The 19,738-nt window shown below is 66.0% G+C and carries 7 protein-coding genes; all 7 read right to left on the minus strand.

Translation table 11 applies throughout. The annotated features are described in order from the left end of the window. Nucleotides 1-283: 283 nt before the first annotated feature. Entirely contained in the window at nucleotides 284-1,552 is a 1,269-nt protein-coding gene (locus tag BW990_RS19345) for a tetratricopeptide repeat protein (RefSeq protein WP_076450860.1), read from the minus strand. Between the two features lie 85 nt (nucleotides 1,553-1,637). Continuing rightward, the gene (locus tag BW990_RS19350) at nucleotides 1,638-4,256 is read right to left on the minus strand and encodes an NAD-dependent epimerase/dehydratase family protein (RefSeq protein WP_083950733.1); all 2,619 of its coding nucleotides are present in this window, start codon (nucleotides 4,254-4,256) and stop codon (nucleotides 1,638-1,640) included. Further along, entirely contained in the window at nucleotides 4,249-5,178 is a 930-nt protein-coding gene (locus tag BW990_RS19355) for an alpha/beta fold hydrolase (protein WP_083950734.1), read from the minus strand. Before BW990_RS19355 ends, BW990_RS19350 begins: the two co-directional genes overlap by 8 nt. Before the next feature lie 7 nt (nucleotides 5,179-5,185). Further along, entirely contained in the window at nucleotides 5,186-6,787 is a 1,602-nt protein-coding gene (locus BW990_RS19360; RefSeq protein ID WP_076450862.1) for an alkaline phosphatase family protein, read from the minus strand. Continuing rightward, nucleotides 6,780-7,073 carry an acyl carrier protein gene (locus BW990_RS19365; protein WP_076450865.1) on the minus strand — a complete coding sequence of 98 codons (294 nt, stop codon included), beginning with the start codon at nucleotides 7,071-7,073 and terminating at the stop codon, nucleotides 6,780-6,782. Before BW990_RS19365 ends, BW990_RS19360 begins: the two co-directional genes overlap by 8 nt. A gap of 12 nt (nucleotides 7,074-7,085) precedes the next feature. After that, entirely contained in the window at nucleotides 7,086-11,909 is a 4,824-nt protein-coding gene (locus BW990_RS19370) for a type I polyketide synthase (RefSeq protein ID WP_076450867.1), read from the minus strand. Then, nucleotides 11,909-19,525 (minus strand): type I polyketide synthase, encoded by a 7,617-nt coding sequence (locus BW990_RS19375; protein WP_076450870.1) that lies wholly within the window; start codon nucleotides 19,523-19,525, stop codon nucleotides 11,909-11,911. Before BW990_RS19375 ends, BW990_RS19370 begins: the two co-directional genes overlap by 1 nt. Nucleotides 19,526-19,738: the final 213 nt, after the last annotated feature.

Below are 19,738 nucleotides of genomic sequence, written 5' to 3' on the forward strand. Positions count from 1 at the left end.
CGTTGGCAATGTCTGCGATCTCTTCACTGAGGAAGAGTGCTACAACTTCTTCAAGGCCGCAGGCTATGAAACTGATTGAACGCAACTCGCTCTAAGGGCCCGCGCATCCGTTTGACGGCAAGCGGAAAATGGAAGCGCTTTGCGACAGGTACTCTGCCCGCAGTCGCGCGGCCTCAAGTCGGATGGGGCTGCCCGTCGCCCAAGCAGGACCGTTCGGCGGATTGGCGACAGTCTCGACCGTCCTCCAAACGGGGCCGCGCGTTGCGGCCCCACTGTCGACTTGTCAGTTGGATTGGCGACCGAAGCCACCGCGCCCGAAGCCCTGAGCGCCACGGTTGCGCAGCTGCTCCATCATCATCTGACGCCGCCGCATGCGACGCTGCTGGCGGCGCTCGGCCATGTCCTTGAGCTGCTCGGCCGAGACCCCCTCCTCGCGGCGCTTCTGGGCTTTTGCGTGGAAGCTCTCGCGCAAGTTGGCGAATTCGGCCTCGTAGATCTGCAGAACCGCCTTGCCATCGGGCGATTTCAGCACCGCCTTGGCCTGCTCGACCCGCGCTATTGCTTCCTCGCCCTCCGGCATGTGGATCATCGAGGAGCGGTAGCTGTTCTCTGCATCTTCAAAGCGGCTCTCTGCAGCAAAGGCATCGCCGTAAAGACGCTGTACCACCGGCAGAAGGTTGCGCCGGTTCACCTGAGCAAGCATGGCCCGCGCTTCGGTCAGCTTCTTTTGCGGGATGAGCGCGCGGGCCATGGCGATGCGCACATTGCTGAGCCCGCGCTGCGGCTCGGCAGCCTCCAGCACCTTGCCGAGCGCCATCTCTGCGGCGGCGTAATCCCGCGTGGCTATTTTGAGCGTGCCGAGAAGCTGCAAGAGCGGCCGGCTGTCCGGCGAATGAACAAGGGTCTCTTCGACCACTTTGATTGCGGCACCGGTCTCGTCGTTCTGGAAATGCAGCCGCGCGAGCGCAGTCGCCGTACGCACGTCCTTGGGATGCGTGTCGAGCGCGTGGCGCAGATGCACCGCCGCACCGCCCGGATCGTCGCGCTTGGCCAGGAGCCGCGCCATCTGCCGGCGGATGGCGGCGGATTCGGGATTGAGCGAGATCGCGTGGCTCAGAACTTCGACCGCCTGATCGAGATGGTTCTGCTGCTCGTGCAGCGAGGCAAGCCCCGTCAGCGCCGGGATCGAGGTCGGGTCGGCCTGCAGCGCCTTCTGATAATGCGTCTCGGCGTATTCCGCATTGCCGCCGCGTAGCCCCACGCTCGCCGCCAAGAGCGGCCCCATGCGGTTCTTGGGATCGACCCGCATCAGTTGCTCGAGCACGGCCGCGGCCTGTTCGAGTTCGTTGCTGCGCAGATGGCTGATCGCGAGGGTCAGCATGATCCGCGTATTCTGGGGATCGCGTGCGAGCATATCGGTCAGCTCGGCCTGCGCCTCTGCGGTGCGCCCGTCGCGCATAAGCCCCCGCACGAAATTCATGCGCTCGCTGTCATCCTGGGCAACCTGCGAAACATTGGGCCGCCATTGTTGCGCTTCTTCTGTGTTTGGCATCGCCGCCACCTCCCTTGAAAATGCTTTGAACCCGTTTCTGAGTTTTCGAGCTTAAATTATTGCGACTTAGAGCGTTTCGTTTCGATCAAGTCGCGGAAAAAAGTTTGTCGGGCTCCTGCGAGGCAGTCTCGATCGCTTCGTGCACCGCGTGCCTCGGGCTCACGGTCGGCTCAGAAGGTGCAAGCGCCGGTGGCACCGGCATGGTGCGGCTGGCATGGCCCGGATCGGGCAGCGCGCCGTCCTTCTGGGCCGCCTCGACAAGGCGGCGGACGCCTTCGAAGACGTTGACCGACGGGGTGAAGCCCAGATGCGCCTTGGCGTTGCCGATCTCGTATTGGCGCATGTAGCGCCCCCAAATCCGTGTCTGGTCGGGGGTATGGTCGTCATGGGTGGCGTTGCCGATTGCGATCCGGGTCAGCCGCCCGACCGTGGCATAGGTCACCGTGTCGGGGCCGGCCACGTTGAACGTTCCGTCCTTGGCACCGGCTTCGAAACAGGTACGCAGTATCGCCTCGACCGCGTCGTCCACATAGACGAACTGACGGTGCTGCTCGCCCTGCTGGCCTTTGCCGAAACTGGGGTTCGGAGCCCGGTCGCGCACGATCGGGTCGAACAGAGGATCGCCGATCCCGTAGACCAGCGCAAAGCGCAGGATGGCGTGTTCGTAGCTGCCGCGCTTGGCGTAGTGGCGCACGAGGTTCTCGCCCGCGATCTTGGACATTCCGTAATCGGCGAGGTCGTGGCCGCCATCGACCCGCAAAGCGTGGCTTTCGTGGATCGGCCATTCCTTTTCGTTGAACTGGTTCTGGTAGACCGCGACCGAGCTCGAGAACACCACCCGTTCGAGGGTCTCGGACCCGTCGCAGGCGCGCAGCAGGTCGTGGGTGCCCTGCACGTTGGTGCGCCGCAGATCCGGCACCGAACACGTCCCGGCGAGCCGTGCCGCCATGTGCAGCACCACGCGCGCGTCTTTGACCAGCGCCGCCAGAGCATCTGTGTCCTCAAGCCCGCCGGTGACAACCTCGACCTCGTCGCGGCGCACGAGGTCGGTCTCGGTGCCGGGCATCACCAGCACCCGCACCCGGTAACCGCGGTCGAGAAGCCGCGGCAGAAGATGCTTGCCGATATAACCCGTGGCCCCTGTGATCGCGATGTCGCAGCCTTTATCCTGGGCCTTGCTCTCGACCTCGGTCTCGGCGGCTTTGGGCGCAGGCAGCTCGTAGGCCTCCTTCTCGGCATTGCCGATGAACACCTCGGTGCCGCCATCGGGGTTCTGGTGGTATTCCCAGCGCGAGGCGAATTTCGCAGGACTCGGGCCGCCGAACGGGTTGGCGCTACCCAAGGCGAGGCCTTCGGGCGTCGAAACCATGGTCCGGCCGCCGTAATTGTAAGGGTTGTCCATGCCGTTGAGCGTGACCGGCATCCAGTTGACGCCGTCCTTGGTGCGCCACATCTCGAAGCCGCCGCCCACTTCCGTCAGCTGATCGAAACCGATCCCGTTCAGAAGGCGGCGCGATGTGGGCGACGGGCGGTGCGCGTATTGCAAAAAGACGCTCCAGTCGAAGGTGGTGACATAGAGCCAGCCGTCGTGCTCGCACATCCGCCAAGTATAACCCGCGAAGATGTTGTCGAAGCCGGGGCCAAGGCCCGAGAGTGGGTATTTCATCCCGTCCGGCGTGTCGCGGGGCATGCCCACCAGCAGATCCCAGCTGTCATCGGGCCAGATGCGGATGATCTCGCCCGCGCCGGGGCCGACGAGGTTGGTGCGGTCATAGCCGCCGTTCTGGATCGAGGAGCCCACATAGAGCGCGCCGTTGAACTCGCACATGCCCATGGCAATCTCGGACAGGGGGCCGCGATGCGCGCCGCGGTCGATCACCTTGCGCCATTGCAAGGGGCCGTCACCGCAGGGCGGCGTGGTCCAGATCTGGTAGCCTTCGAAATGGTTGAAAGTGCCCGCGTAGAGCTGGCCGTTCGCCTGGGTCATCATGAAGATGCCGTTGTTGTTCGGATCGCCGAAGCCCAGATCGCCCGCCACTTCCCAATTGCCGGGTTTGGGGTCTTTCGACCGCATCAGAACGCCGGTGCGGTTCGAGTTGAATTGGATGCCCTCGCCCGCGGGCGGGGCATAGAGATAGCCGTCGAAGGAGACGAGCTCGCGGAAGGTCGAGATCCGGTCATTGCCGATGCCGGGCTCGGAGGCAGGCTCGAAATTCAAGCCGTCCTCGGAGCGCAGCACATGCGCCGCGCAGCCGCGCAGCACCGTGGACATGGTCGAGACATAGAGGTTCGGTTTGCTGTCCGAGGCCCCCTGGAAGACCTTCATGCCGCGGTAGCCGAGATCGCGCGGGGCGGGCTCGCCCTGCTTGCCGGGGATCATCGGCGAGCGGTAAGCCATCTCCCAGCTGTCTTCGCCGGGCGTCCAACGCCAGATCTGACCCTGCATGTCGAGATCCTGCACCTTGTCGGGCACATCGACCGGCCAGGGATCGAGCGCGGGCGGGTCAATCGGCGGGAAGAGCTTGAGAAGCTTGAAGGAATTGCGGGTCATGCCGCAATAAAGCCGACCCTCGAAGAACTCCATGCCGTGCACATAGGCGTTGTCCGGATCGCCGACGCCGTTCTTGGCGATCTTGCGAAAGTGGCTGCTCGTCAGACCCGTCCCCTGGCCCGGCCTTTTGCCGTTTCCGCCATCATTAGCCATTCATGTAACCTTCTTCTTCGGGTTCTTGTTCGATGGCGCGCGACGCTGGCGCGTCCAGCGCGACGGCACGGTCGATCACCGCGGCGTCCTCGACGATTGCGTTCGTCAGCATATCCGGCCGCATGACCGGGAAATAATGACCACCCTGCACGTCCAGGCAGCGCGCCTTGGGCAGAAGCCTGCGCAGCGCATCCCGCGTTTGGGTATAGCGCGATCGCTGGCCATAGATCACCGTGACCGGCATGGGCAGCGCTGCGATGCGCTCGGGTTCGAGATCGGTCGTCTGGTTGACCTCTTTCCAGGCATGGGTCGAGGCCATCAGCCTGCGCCATTTGCGCATGCCGTGCGGCGCGGGCTGGCCCGGCTGCCAGTCGGCAAAGCGCTGCAGCGCTTCGCGGGCCCCGGTCTCGCCCTCGGGCATGTCGACGAGCTCTTCGAGGAAGGCCATCATCACTCGCGGCATGTCGCTTTCGATATGGATGCCGCGGAGGCTGAGCCGCCGGCGCAGAGCGGCCCAGGCGCGCGGATTGGGGCTGTGGAACTGCTCCTGCAGGCTTGGCACCCAGGCATCGGCCAGCGTCAGATGTGCGACGCGGCGGCCTTGTCCGACGGCTACCGCAAGGGCAATCGCGCCGCCATAGGAGTGGCCGACCAGCGCTGCCCGGGTGATGCCCAGATGGTCGAGCAGGTGCAGCACATCCTGCCCGAGATTCGCGGCTCCGTAGCCGCGTTCGGTCATGCCGGAAAAGCCGTGGCCCTTGAGATCGACCGCAGTGACCCGGAAATGCTGCGCCAGCCGCGGCGCAATCGCCCCCCACCAGAACGCGATATTGCTCGACAGGCCGTGGATCAGGACGATGTCCGACCCCTCGCCCATCTGCTGGTAGTGAAATCGCGTTCCATTGAGTTCGATCCGGGGCATGGCGGGCTCAGAGGTAGCCCAGCGCCTTCAGACGCTCGCGGATCTGTGCCTCGGCATCGGCCGAGAGGGTCTCCTGCTTGCCCGCGCCTGCACCGGTCTTGTCGGCAGTATAGGCCGGCGGCGTTGCCTCGAGCGTCTCGGGTGCAAAGAGCCCTTGTGCCAGCTTGCCCTCCATCGAACGTGGGATCTCGAGTCCCATGGAATAGAGCACGGTTGGGGCCACGTCCGCGATGAACATCGGCGCGACCTCTTCGCCCGCGCGCATCCCCGGGCCATAGCCGATGATGATGCCGTCGGGATGATGCGTCGCATACGGTATCTTGCGATCCTTGATCGGCGCATCGGCGCGCAGCACCGACAGGAAGGAGTAGTCCGCAAGCTGTAGGGTCAGATCCGGCGCGCCGGCCATCTCGGTGCCGGGGAAGGCCTGTTCGCGGGTGAAGACGTCCTTGACCACCGCCCGGCCCGTCTCGGGGTCACGCAGCGCCTTGAGCTGCACGGTGAGCTTGTCGCGGAAGGTCTCGTATTCCTCCGGCGCAACGCCACCTGGATCGTCCTCCGAGGCGACACGGATGAAAATCGCATTCGACGAGGAGGACAGCGAGTAAGCCTTGGTCGCGTCCCAATCGATCAGCGTGCTTGCCTCGGTGTTCTCGTCGAGCGCCACGCGGCCCTGATCGTCCATCGGCACATCGGGCTTCCACTGCAACAGACCGAGGCCCTCGAGCCAGGTATTGGCATAGAAGATCCGCTTGCCCGAGCGGGTGAATCCGTGATCCGACACGATGAGCACCCGCGCCTCGGGTCCAGCCTTCTCGATCATCTCGCCGATATATCGGTCCACATCGCGGTAATAGGACAACGCCAGATCGCTGGCCTTTCTCGATGCCTCGGTGTCATAATCGTCGCGGGTCTCGGGATCGATCAGGTGGTAGCAGAGATGCTGAATCCGATCGACGCCGTCGAACAAGACCGAGGTCAGCTCCGCGGGCTCCTCGTCCATCAGCGTCATCAGGATCTCCTGCCAGCGGTTCTCGCGAGTGATGTGGAACTGCACCCAGTCCTGCAGGTCGTTCTCGGCCAGGCCCTGCACCGCCTTGCGCTCATGCTGCCAATCGGTGGACATCTCGCGGGCTTTGAAGACGCCCTTTTCCTTGAGCATTTTGAAAGCGGCTTTCGGATAGATCGCGCGACCGAGATAGGACCACGGCACGTAGCCGGGGATCACCACACCGTCCACGGGTTTGACCGGGAACATCGTGGGATAATTGAGCGAGGTCACGCGCTGGCCCGCCTCGCTGGCGATCTGCCAGATGGTCGGCACCTTGAGGTCCGCCGAGGTGGCGAGCGTGTAGGTCGGCTTGCCCGCCTTCCGGTCAACCTTGATGAAGTCGAAAATACCGTGATTCCCCGGCGTGCGGCCAGTCATCAGCGTGGCCCAGGCGGGCGGGGTCAGGGGGTGCATTGTCGAGCGCAGGATCGCCCTGCAACCGCCCACCATGATGCGCTTGAGATTGGGCATGTGCCCTTCGGCCACCAGCGGATCGAGAATGTCGTAGGTCGCGCCGTCGAGGCCGATCAGAAGGGTTTTGACGCTGTGTTCAGGCATCGCTGGGCTCCTCGGCGCTGACCGCCACGAGGCCCGACAGGATGTCGCCCATATCCATGTCTTTGAGCAAACGGTCGCTTTCGCGCAGGTGCTGGAACAACCGGTCGCCAAGCTCGAAATGCTGCTGCAGCTCCGAGATCAGGTAAATGAGGCTGATCGATTCCATGCCGAGATCGAGAAGCTTGGTGTCGCGGTCGAACTCGACCACATCCGCCTCGAGATCCTCCGCGAGATCCTCGAAAATGCTACGCAGCGCAGCCTCGGCTGTCTCGATGGTGATTGCCATACACATGTTCCCTTAATGCGAAGCCGTCGCGGGCCGGGTGGCCAGGGCGACGACGAGTCCCTCTTTCAATCCCTCGATCAGGCGAACGGTCACGTTCTGCCCCGTCTGCCCGTCCCGAACCGTGACGGCCTTGCCGGCACGATCCACGTGGCGGACCTGCAGCCGGTCGAACATCGCGTCGATACCTTCGCCCAAGCTTTTGGCCGCCGCCTCTTTCGCGGTCCATAGGTACGCTACCGCCTGATCCCGGGGAAGCTCAAGCGCCGTCAGGACGTCGTTCTCCGCCGATGTGAAGGCCGTGGCGATAAAAGCATCGTTTCGCGGCGAGATATATTCGGCATCGATGCCGATCCCCGCGTAGCGCGCGGGATCGGCGGCCACGGCGAGCGCAACGGCGCCGGTATGGGTCAAGGAGATTCGCGGAGCCGCACCCCAATCCGCAGGCCAGCCCGCCGCCAGATACGGCGCGCCGCTATCGTGATTGGCAATGTTGAGATCGGCCGGAAAGACCGCCCCGTCGCGCCAGACGCGGACCGCATCCTTGACCGCTACGCGACCGCGCAGCCAGCCGAAGCGCGCTGCAGCGGGGTTACCCGCCTGCGCCTGCCAGCGTTGAGTCTCTTCCGGCGAGAGGGTCAGCCCTGCCACAACGTCGGTCCAGATCCCGCCACTGCCGTCGAGCAGATCCTCGGTCAGGCAATCGGTCAGCGTCAGCGCAAGGCCGGGCAGGTCTGCAGGGGCGCTCAATGTCTCGGAGACGGCGTTTTGTGCCGGATCGAGCCGCGCGGCGAAGAAGCGCTCGGGCAGGTCGAAGCGCTTGTCCCACCAGCCCGAGATGCGGCATTGCAGATGTCCGTCGGCGGTCACCACGTCGATATCCGAGCGCATCTCGTCATTGCCGAGTAGCGTAATCGCCGACCGGCAGCGCGCCACCTCGCCCGGCGCGAGACGGTCGCGGAAGATCTCCAGCGCCTCAACCCGGAACGGGAAGATGTGGAACGCCTCATCGAGCATCTCGGCGGACCAGACGCCGACGAGCTGACCCACCGCATCGAGGGTGATTGCGTCGATCTCGAAGGCGGGCGCGGGCATGCCCGCAAAGAGCTTGTCCTGGGCCATACCCACGAGATCTCCCTCGGCGGCATCCTCGGCCACGAGGTCCATATTGGCGACCGCTTGCAGCTTGGGTCCATGGAACATGATCCGCTCGTAGATCTCCGCTTGCGACCAACGCACGTTGCGCACCGTGCCATGCGGCATCAGCGGCGCGATGGGCGGGGCGGCGCGGCGCGGCGCGAGACGGATATCAGCCTCGGCGATGACGGGCCGAATGGCCTCGGACCCGACGCGGCGGACGCGGGCGCGGATCGTGGTCTCTGCCCCGTCGCTGCGCATCTCGGCGGTCGCCTCGAGCCGAGTCTCGGCCCCGTCCGGCACCGTGATCCAGCGCGATGCGCGCACCTCGTCCATGCCTATCACCACGAGATCGGGGCGCAGCGCCGCGGCAGTCTCGGCCAGGATCTCCATGGTGAAGGTCAGTGGCACGACGCTCTGGCCGTGGCGGTCCGGGTCCGCTTCGGACACGGCGCGCCCGAAGGAGTGATCGGCAAGGTACAGCGCACGCTCATGGGTCAGCGACACGATGGCCGAGAGCGTCCGCCCGTCCGGGCCGTGGGTGATCTCGGACAGCATCGGGAAGCGGGTGCTGGCGGTTGCGGTACTTGGTGCGTCGGGAGCCGTCGGTGCGGCGGGCACCGTCGCCGCCCCACCAAGGAATGCCGACATGACCGCACGTTCCGTCGATACGAACTTCTCCATAGTCTGGAAATAGCTCGCCATGAGCTGGTCCATGTCCCCCGACGCAACCCGGGACGCCGCTGCTGCCGGTTGGAGAGCATCAGGATAAGGCGGTGCTTCAGGGCTAGGCGGCGGGCTTGCAGGAGGCCCGGAGCGCTCGGCCGGCGCAGGCCGGGCGGCGCGCAGTCGCTCGGCAGTCTCGTCGCTGAGCGTCATCGGCTGCAGCCCGGTCTTGAGCGGCGTCGCGCGCGACACGGAAGCCGCTCGTTCATCGCAATCGCAAAGCGCCAGCAGATCAAGCGCCACACCCTCGACCGCAAGCTGCGCGCACATGTGGTGAAGCTGCGCGAGCCCGGTCCTGCCGGGCGTGTCCGCAGACACCGCGAGATGCGGGGTTTTGCGCAGAATGTCATTGGCGAAGGCCGTCAAGTTGTTGCGCGGGCCGCATTCCACAAAGATCCGTGCGCCGTCCTCGTACATCTGCTGGATCGTCTCGGTGAAACGCACTCGCGCCGCCCATTGCCCGGCGGTCCAGTCCCGGATCTCGGAGGGGTCGTGCGGAAAGGGGGCGGCGTGCATGCAGGAATAGACCTGCAAGGCGGGCGGCTGGACATCCAGCCCGTCAAGGAAGCCGCGCATCCGGGTGCTGAAATCGGCGAAAGCCGGGCAGTGATAAGCGCGCTCGAAGGGCAGCCGTTCGCAATAACCGCCAAGCTCGCGGGCCATCGCCTCGACCTCGGCGGCGGCATCATCGCTCGTCGTCGCCACAACTTGCTGGCCAGGGCAATTGTCCATGCCGAGATGGATACCTGCGCGCCCCTCGATCCGGACGGCCAGCGTTTCGCTGTCGACGGGACCGATGGTGAAAAGCGCCCCGCCCGCGATCTCGCCCGCGGTCTCGGCAGCGGCGTAGACTTCGTTCAGCGCGGCGATCTCGTGGCGCAGCTGGGCCGGGTCATCGCGACGGGTCACGCCTGCCAGGAATAGCGCGGAATATTCCCCAGTCGAATGGCCCACGGCCATATCGGCCGCGAGGCCGATCTGGTTGAAGAGCGTTGCCATCGCCATGTTGGCCGAGAAGATCGCCTCGGGCCCTACATCCATACGCCAGACCGCATCGTCGGTTTCTGCTTGCAGGGGGGGCGGGAAAAAAACGTCGCTGAGACGTTTGCGCGCCGGGTCCGAGTAGCGCACACCGTCGGCAACGTCGAACCAGTCGCGCATCCGCGGATAATGCAGCATCAGCGGCGCAAGCATGTCGCGGAACTGGCTGCCTTCACCGGGGAACATGAAGGCCACTTTGCCGGTCTCGGCCAGCGGATCGGCGGAAAAATAAGCCCCGCGCCGGTCGCGGAGCCGGTCGCGGCTTTTGCCGAGCGCGGTCTCGATACGGTCGAGGTTATCGCCCGCGGTCGCCTTGTCGCCAGCCACCACCGCAATGCGGCAGCGGCCCTCCTGCGGCGCTTCGGCCAGTTCCCGGGCCAGCGCGGCAAGGCTGGGCGCTGCTTCTATCCGGGAACGAAGCTCTGCGATGGCCGCCGGGGCTGCATCGCGATCGGCGGCGGAGATAACCAACATCTCGGTTTCGCGCGCCGCGGCAGGCTTGGGCTCGGCCTGCGGGCGGTATTCCTCGAGCACCGCATGGGCATTGATCCCGCCGAAGCCGAAGGCATTCACGCCGGCCCGCCGTGGCGTTTCGGCCCCATGCACCCATGGCCGCGTCTCGGTGTTGAGGTAAAAGTCGGTGCCTTCTATCCCGAGGCTGTCCGACGGGGTGTCCACCAGCGTCGGCGGCAGCACCCGATGATGCAGGGCGAGCGCGGCCTTGATGAGACCTGCCGACCCCGACGCAGGCAGGCAATGGCCGATCATGGATTTTACCGTGCCGAGCGCACAGCGGCCGTCCAGATGGCCGAATTCGGCGGTCAGAGCCTCGATCTCGGTCGCGTCGCCGACGCTGGTCGCAGTGCCATGTGCCTCGATCAGGCCGACCGAGGCCGGATCGACCCCGGCCCCTTCATAGGCGCGCCGGATCGCCAGCCGCTCGCCTTCGAGGCGCGGGGCCAGGATCGACATGCCTTTGCCGTCGCTGGCCACACCGACGCCGCGCACCAGCGCATAGATCTTGTCGCCCGCCGCTTCGGCATCCGACAGCCGCTTGATGCAGAGAATGCCCACCCCCTCTGCCAGAAGCGTGCCGTCCGCATCCGCCGAAAAGGGCCGGATCTGGCCTTTGCGCGACAGCGCGCCAAGCTGGCTGAAGATCTGGAAGATCGGAGCCGGGGTCGAGGCGTGTACCCCCCCCACAAGCGCCATATCGCACTGGCCCGAGCGTAGATCTGCGATGCCGCGTTCGAGCGCAATCAGCGACGATGCGCAGGCTGCATCGACAATGTAATTCGTGCCGCGGAAATCGAGCCGGTTCGAGATCCGGCCCGTCACGAGGTTCGGCACCAGTGCCGCGGCCATCTCAGAATTGAACGGCGGCAACGAGGCTTTCAGTTCGCCGCGGATCTGCGCCAATTCGGCGTCGGATGTCTCGGGATGCATCTGCCTCAGGATCGCCAGCACCCGGTCGACCATCACCCCGTGCTGCACCACGTTCGAGAAACCGCGGTTGATGTAGGTCCCCCGCCCGAGGATGACCGCCACCCGGTCTCCCGGCACGGGCCGGGCGTCGAATTCGGCATCGTCGACCGCATCCGCAGCGATCTCGAGCGCTAGAAACTGGTCCGGCTCGCCGCCATCGACCGAATTTGGCATGACCCCGTGGCGCAGTGGATCGAAACGCGCCAGATCGCCGAGGAAGCCACCGCGATTGGTATAGGTCCGGTCGTTTTCGGAACTGTCGGGATCGAAAAACAGATCGCTGCGCCAATCGGCGGGCGCGTCGGTCACCGCATCGACCTTGCCGACAATGTTCTGCCAGAACTGCACGACATTGGGCGCCTTGGGATAGACGCAGCCCATGCCGACGATGGCGATAGGCTCCGGAGGGGTCACTGCCTCGGATGCCGAGATGTCACTCTGTTCGGTCATTATTCCGCCGCCCGGATATCCTTGTCACTGCGCGACAGCCCGTCGAAATCCCAGGCCCAGGGGCCATTGCCCCAGACCACTTCGGGCACGCGGTCGCGCTCCGAGGAAAGCTCGGCCTCGAGCGCGCGGCGGCCCAAATCGGGCTGGATCGCCTCGATCCCTAGGGCGGTGAACTGCTTCTTGATCTCATCCGAGACCATTCCGCCGGAGTCCCAAGGCCCCCAGCTCAACGCCACCACGCGGCCGGGCCAAACCGCGTCGAGCGTGCGGGCGAATTTCGACACAATCTCGTTCGCCGCACCGTAATCGCTCTGCCCGCGATTGCCGAAACGTCCGGCGACCGAGGTGAAGAAGGCAAGGAAGCGCAGCGCATCTGGGCGGAGCGCCTCGGCCAGATAGAACGCACTATGCGCCTTGGTGGTCATCACGCGGTCATAGCTGTCGAGCGTCTTGTCGACGATCAATCGGTCCTCGATGATCCCCGCCCCGTGAATGACGCCGTCGATCTGACCGTGGCGGGCATAGACATCGTCGATTACCGCCTTGAGCGCCGCGCGGTCGCGCACGTCGCAGGCATGGTATTCCACCTGCCCGCCGAAGGCTTTGATCCGGGCGAAGGTGTTGCGGATCTCGCGGGTTTTGAGAATGGCGCGGTGCTCGCTCTCAATTTCCGCGATGGCGCGGCGACCGCCACCCTTTGCGGGCATCTGCGCCAGCGCAGCGCGCAGCTTCACCGGATCTGTGATCACCGCGGTTTCGGGGGATTCAGCGCCTTCCGGCAAGGGCGAGGAGCCGAGGATGACGAAGCGCGCCTTGTAGCGCTCGGCGAGCCACAGGACGCATGTCGCGGTGATTCCGCGCGCGCCACCTGTGACCAGAACCGTCGCGCCGTCGTCCAGAAAGCCCGCGCCGACCGGGGTCTCGGGCAACGTCACCGCGCGCCGTTCGGCGGCGAGATGCCAACGCTGGCCCGCGCGCCAGCCGATCTCCACATGGTCGTCGCCACGGCCCGCTTCGTCGAAGAGGATCTCTGCCACGGCGGATGCGGGCAGGCCGGGCTCCAGATCCACCGCGCGAACATGCGCGTCGGTCCATTCTTTGGCCAGCGTCTTGAGCACGCCCGGCGCGCCGGCCTGTGTCGGATCGGCAGGGGCTTCGGCACCGAAGCCAAATTGGCCGCCCATAGCTGTCACCGCGACCACCCGCAGCCCGCACCTCTGCGAGATGACCGCACCGAGCGACGTCAGCAGCGCATAAAGCGTCCGCGTGCCCCCACGGATTGCGGCAATGGAGCCATCCGCATCGAGCCCGGACCCGGTGGCGCTCTGGAGGTCTGCGCAATGGAAAATCCCTGCGATTTCAGAGATATCTCCAATAACACGCGTAATGCTGTCGGAATCCTTTAGCGCGTCAGGATCAAGGCAGAGCGTCTTGCCGCCCGCCGCCTCGATCCGAACCGCCAGCGCGTCGGCAACGCCCTGCCTGTCGCGGGTGAGAAGGTAGCGACCGCCCTTTGTTACCCAGGCCTGCGGCACCGGGACCGTGGCCTTGACCGGGACCATCACATAGCGCGCATCGCCTGAAGGCATCGGGGCCTCTGTCTCTTTCGGTGCGGATAGAGGCACAACCGAGCCGGACTTGCACGTGACCGCCTCGGCCACGTCCATGAACCGCGCAACGATGCCGTCGATGGTCTTTTCCTTGGCGACCGGTCCCATCTTCTCATGCGCCGCCTCACCTGCATCGGCGAGGAAGGCCAAGCGCAGGCTCGCAAGTATCTCGATCCGCTTGATCGAGTCGATGCCGAGGTCGGCCTCGAGGTTCAAATCGGGGGCGAGCATGTCGGCGGGATAGCCGGTCCGGTCGGCGAGCAGTTCAAGGAGCTTCGCGGTGACCGACTCGCGTGAGGGCATGGCGGGTGCGACGGGTGCCGCTTCGGCAACGGGCGACGCCACAGGCGCCGGACCGGAGACCGCCTCGGCCACGTCCATGAACCGCGCAACGATGCCGTCGATGGTCTTTTCCTTGGCGACCGGTCCCATCTTCTCATGCGCCGCCTCACCCGCATCGGCGAGGAAGGCCAAGCGCAGGCTCGCGAGGATCTCGACCCGCTTGATCGAGTCGATGCCGAGGTCGGCCTCGAGGTTCAGATCGGGGGCGAGCATGTCGGCGGGATAGCCGGTCCGGTCGGCGAGCAGTTCGAGGAGCTTTGCGGTGACCGACTCGCGGGTGGGCATGGCCTCGCCGGCTGTGACCTGGGCCGCGGCGGGCGCTGCGGGTTCGGGGGTCGCGATCGGTGCTACGGCGGCGGCCGTTTCCGGTGCGGCGACCGGAGCCGGTTGCTGGACCGGAACGGCCATCTGAGGCGTGGTCTGCAGAGACGACGCGGCAGGCGCGGCCAATATCGGTGTGGAACCTGACGACGCCGATTGCGCAGCAAGGAAGAGGCGCATCGTTTCGGCATGGGTGTCGAGCAGACGGCCCACCAATTCGTGGTGGCGCTGCATGATCTCGGCGGCCTGCGGCAGTGGCACGGTCGGCTGCGCGGCGGGCGGTGTCACCGCCGCGACCGGGCCGGGCTGCTCCGGTACCGCGGAGGATGCCGGAGACGCGGCCGAAGCGGCAGGCGGAGTCTGGGTCATCGAAGCCTCGTGTTTGGCTGCCAACGGCACGTCGTCTTCGATCCTGGCCGAGAAGCCGATCCGCGGACGCGCTCCGTCCTTGGGCCGTGCCCCGCCGGGATCGAGCATCCAAATCATCTTGTGGGCGGGCGCATTGGATTTCGGTGCGGTCCAGTTGACCACGTCCAGATCGTCCTTGGCCCGGCGGGCGAACAGCTTGCTGAGCGCGAGCGGAAGACCCGCGGTGGACATCGCGCCGAGCGCGCTTAGAAGCTGCTGCATCGTGTCGCGGCCATTGATGTCGGTGGCGACCGCCAGATGCGTTTTGCCCTCGAGGATCTGTCCCGCGAGACGCGACAGGACCGCATTGGGCCCAACCTCGATGAAGAGCCGCGCGCCCGCTTCGTGCATGGCCGTGACCTCGCCCTGGAAGTTTACCGGGCTTGTGAGGTGGCGCGTGAGTTGCTCCGAAATCGCCGCTGGATCAGCGGGATATGGCGCGGCGGTCTCGTTCGAAAAAACCGGCGCGGCGGGGGCGGCGAGCGGCGTGGCAGCGATGGCCTCGGCCAGCCGGTCGCGCGCAGGGGCCACGAAATCCGAATGGAACGCGCAATGCACCGGCAGACGCCGAGTGCGGATACCCGCCGCGGCGAGTTTCTCTTCGGCGGCGGCAAGGGCCACGTCTGAGCCTGCGAGCACCGTCTGGCTCGGCGCGTTCAGATTGGCGATGGTCAGGCCCTCGAGACCTGACGTCGCCGCCTCGATCGTCGGCGCATCGGCACTCACGGCGGTCATGCAGCCGAGATCGTCGCCCCCTTCGCGGATGATCGCGTGGCCGCGCGCATGGGCAAGGCGCACCAGCGCCGCATCGTCCATGGCTCCGGCGGCGCAGAGCGCGGTCAGCTCACCGAAGCTGTGGCCCGCATAGGCCCCGGCGTCGGCTCCGAGATCACGCAAGAGCGACAGGATCGCGAGCGACACCGCGCCGATGGCAGGTTGCGCCCGGTCGGTCTGTTTCAGACGGGCTGCATGAGCCTTGCTCTCCTCCTCGGAGAAGGCTGGTCGCGGAAAGATCACCTCGGAGAGGGGCGCGTCAAGCTTGCCCTCAAGCTCCCGGCCAGCCCTTTCCAGAGACGCACGAACCTGCGGGAAGTGCATCGCGAGGCCCGCGGCCATGTCGGGATATTGCGAACCCTGCCCTGAGAACAGGAACGCGACTTGATCCTTGGTCAGCGGTGTACCCGTTGCCGCGAAGGCCCCGAGAGGGTCGACTTCGCGCAGATCGCCGCCCGCGCCAAGCGTGCCTGCGGCACGGGCAAGCCGCGCGGCCGCGTCCGCATGGCTACCGCTCACAAGCGCGAACCGCGCAGGCGCCGAGGCATCGTAGCGCTTGGAGAGGCTTGCCGCGATATCGTGCAGGGGCGTGTCGCCATGGGTGCTGCCCAGCGCTTCGGCGGCGCGGGCGAGCGCCTGCGACAGCGCCTCATTATCCGCAGCCGAGAAAAGCAGTAGCTCATGCGACCAGTGCTTGCGGAAGGGTTCCTGGTGGCTCGGCAGGTAGCCACCGCGGTATTCCTCGAGCACGGCGTGGAAATTCGTGCCGCCGAAACCGAAGGCCGAGACGCCCGCGCGCCGCGGCGCATCGGAGGTCTTGAGCCAGGGCCGCGCCGCGCCCAGAACGTAGAACGGGCTTTCGGGGAAGTTCGCCGTAGGGCTCGGAGATTCGACATTGAGCGTGGGTGGCATCACCTTATGGTGAAGCGCGAGCGCCATCTTGACCATGCCCGCACAACCTGCAGCGGCCTTGGTGTGGCCGATCATCGACTTCACGGAGCCCACGCCGCAGAATTGCTTGTTCTCCGAGGCTTCGGAATAGACCGCTGACAGGCTCTCGATCTCGGTGCGGTCGCCGACCACGGTGCCGGTACCATGGGCCTCGACCAGCTCGACCGAGGCTGGCGAAATGCCCGCATGGGCGTAGGCCCGGCGCAAAGTCTCCTGCTGGCCTTCGGGGCGCGGTGCGGTCAGCGACAGATCGCGCCCGTCGGACGCCCCGGCCACACCGCGCAGGACGGCATAGATCCGGTCGCCCGCGGCTTCAGCCGCCGGCAGGGGCCGGAGTACGAGACTCACCAACCCTTCCGAGATCGCGATGCCGTCGGCGCTCTCGTCAAAGGTGCGGCAGCGCCCGCGCGGCGACAGCGCCCGGGTCTTGGAGAACGCGATAAAGTCGAATGGCGACATGAAGGCATCGACGCCCGCGACGATGGCCATGTCGGCAGCCCCCGTCTCCATTTCGCGCACGCCCGCGAGGACAGCGGCGAGCGACGAGCCGCAGGCGGCGTCCACGGTGAAGTTCACGCCGCCCAAATCGAAGCGATTGGCCACGCGGCCCGCGATCACGTTGAGCAGGATGCCCGGGAAGCTGTCCTCGGTCCATTCCGGCAGCTTGTCACGCGCCACATCCGGCAGCTCACCCAGAAGCGCGCTGAGCGAGGAGCGTACGGCATATTGCTGCCCCATAGGCGCCGCGCCGCCGCCCACGCCGATCACGACGCAGGTGCGCCGGCGCAGGTCGGGGTCAGGAATGACACCGTCCTTGAACCCGGCATCTTCGAGCGCCTTGCGCACCATCTCTAGGGCTAGCATCTGCAGGGGTTCGATTTGGGCGACCGAATTGGGCGGGATGCCGTAGCGTATCGGGTCGAAGGCGATTTCGTCCACGAAACCGCCCCACTTGGAGTAGGCCTTGTCGGCGGCATCGCGGTCGGCATCGAAATAGCGCCGCCAATCCCAGCGCCGCTCGGGCACTTCGTCGATGGCATCCACCTTGTCGAGGATGTTTTCCCAGTATTGCGACAGCTCCGGAGCTTTCGGCAGGATCGTGGACATGCCGGTGATGGCGATGCGCAGTCCCTCGCTCGGCTCTTGCACCTCGGTCTCGGGCCCGAGCGCCTTGGCGGCGGAACGCAACATGTCGGTCGAGGCCTCGCTCACATCCAGATGTAGCGCGGCCATCGAAAGGTCGGCATGGTGCAATCCGGCCACTTGACCGATCATGTAGACGCCGGAGGCCAGCTGATCTTCGGGCGACACGACGATGTATTTCTCGACGCCCTCGCGGGTGCCGAAATCGGGGTTGCGGTCGATGCCCTTGGCCGCAACGCGCGAGCGGCCAATGCTGAGGTTCTCGAGTTTGTCGCGGATCGTGTCGGGGTCGAGTCCTTCGCCGATCATACGCGCCTTTTCGCGAGCGAATTCCTCGGCGATAGGGCTTTGGACAACGCGGGTGGCATGGCCGACCCCGGATTCCAGAAGCACCGTTCCGGACATGCCGAGCACCAGTTCCTGATATTTCGGCACCACGGCCCCGGCGGCCACGGCCTCTTGCGTAAGAATATAGGCGCTGCCCATGAGAGCCCCGATCCGCGCGCCCTGCTGTGAGGCATCGGCCGCCAGCACCGACACCATCGCCGCAGAGGCCGCGTCATGCAGACCGCCTGCGAACAGCAAGTCGCAATCCATCGGCTTGTCGCCGTAGAAGTCGCGCAGGCTGTCGAGCGCCTGTTGCCACAGAATAGCCGAGGTCCGCGGCCCCACATGGCCGCCGCATTCGCGGCCCTCGAAGATGAATCGCCGCGCGCCCTGTTGTAAAAACGCGGTCAGCAGGCCCGGCGAGGGCACGTGCAGGTAGGTCGGAATGCCCGCTTTCTCGAGCGCGAGCGCCTGTTCCGGGCGTCCTCCCGCGATCAGGGCGTAATCGGGCTTGGCCGCGAGGATGATCGCGAGTTGCTCTTCACGCAGCGCATCGTCGACAAAGCCAAGAATGCCGACACCCCAGGGCTTGTCGCCCAGCCTTTCCTTGGTCTCGCGCACGAGCTCCTGCGCCTCCTGCCCACGCATGAGCGCTAGGGCGAGAAAGGGCAGCGCACCATTCTCGGCCACCGCAAGCGCGAACTCGGCGCGGTCGCTGACGCGCGTCATCGGGCCCTGAACGATCGGGAAGCGCGTGCCATGCGCCCGGGCGAGCGGGGCTTCCGGGGAGAGCGGCGCAAGTGATGCGGCGATCTCGATCTGGCTGCGTGAACGCATCTCGAGTCTGCGAAGCGCGGCGCCGAGACGGCCATAACGGCGCAGCAGCCCGGCTGCGAGGGCGGCATCCTGGCCGGTGAGCCACGGCCCTGCGGCGGGATCTGCGGCCAGACGCCCGGCGATTTCGGCTCCGAGTTTCTCGGGCGCGCTGTGCGACACCGCTTCGAGCGCTTGTCCCGGTTTATGATCGGCGCGCCAGAAGATGCGGTAGCCGGTGGCCGAGTCGACCGCCAGCACGCGGGTTTCGCTGCCATCCATGCGCGACAGAATGCGGGTCATGTCCTCCGGAGCACCCGCGGCCTCGAAAAGGGTCAGCTGCCAGTCGAGGATCACACCGGCGGCCCCGGCCACGCGGAAGGCCGCGATGGTGTCGGCCCCGACCCCACCCTGCACGAAACAGGGCAGATCAGTGCGGCTGAGAAGCCGCTGCAGCAAGATGAAGCTCGTCTCGTCGCCGACACGCCCGCCGGATTCGCTGCCCTTGGCGACGATAGCCTCGGGCGCGATGGCCTTGACCGAGGCAAGATCCGCCTCGGAAGTGACTTCCAGCCAGACAGACAAGCCCGGCGCTGCCTTGCGCAGAGCCCGCATCGTCTTGGCTCCGACCTTGTCCGCATCGCCTGCAATCAAGAGCGTGGAAAAGCCAGCTGCACTCGGGAACGGCGAGTCGAGAAGTGCGGGGAGCTGCATCGCATCGACCCGCAGGCCCCAGCCCGCGGGCGCGCCGGCAGAAAGCTGCGCCGCAAGATCCGCGGCCGCCGCCGTGTCGAGCGACAGATATTGCGCATCGACCAGGCCGAGATGGCCTGCCCGGGCCGCGGCCACCGTCAGCGATGCGCCCGGCAGATTGGGCACCGTCGCGGCGACGATGGCGAAGGACGATTCGCTCGACTGGGTTGACATGCTGTCCACTTCCTCGCATCCGCAGGCGGCGTCGGGTGCGCTGTGGAAAGAGTGCTCGCACGGGCCGCGGCGCAATACCACGTTCTATCCCGAAAGGCAGCGCGACCGCAGCGGTCACGGGGCCTCGAACCCAAGCTGTGCAGCGCTGTGCCTCAATCTCACCGAAACTGCGCTGCCTCTTCCCCGTGCTCCCTCGAACTCTCCCACGTACAG

Origin of the sequence: Roseivivax lentus (assembly GCF_900156805.1) — a bacterium.
In the GTDB taxonomy this organism is placed as follows: Bacteria; Pseudomonadota; Alphaproteobacteria; order Rhodobacterales; family Rhodobacteraceae; genus Roseivivax; species Roseivivax lentus.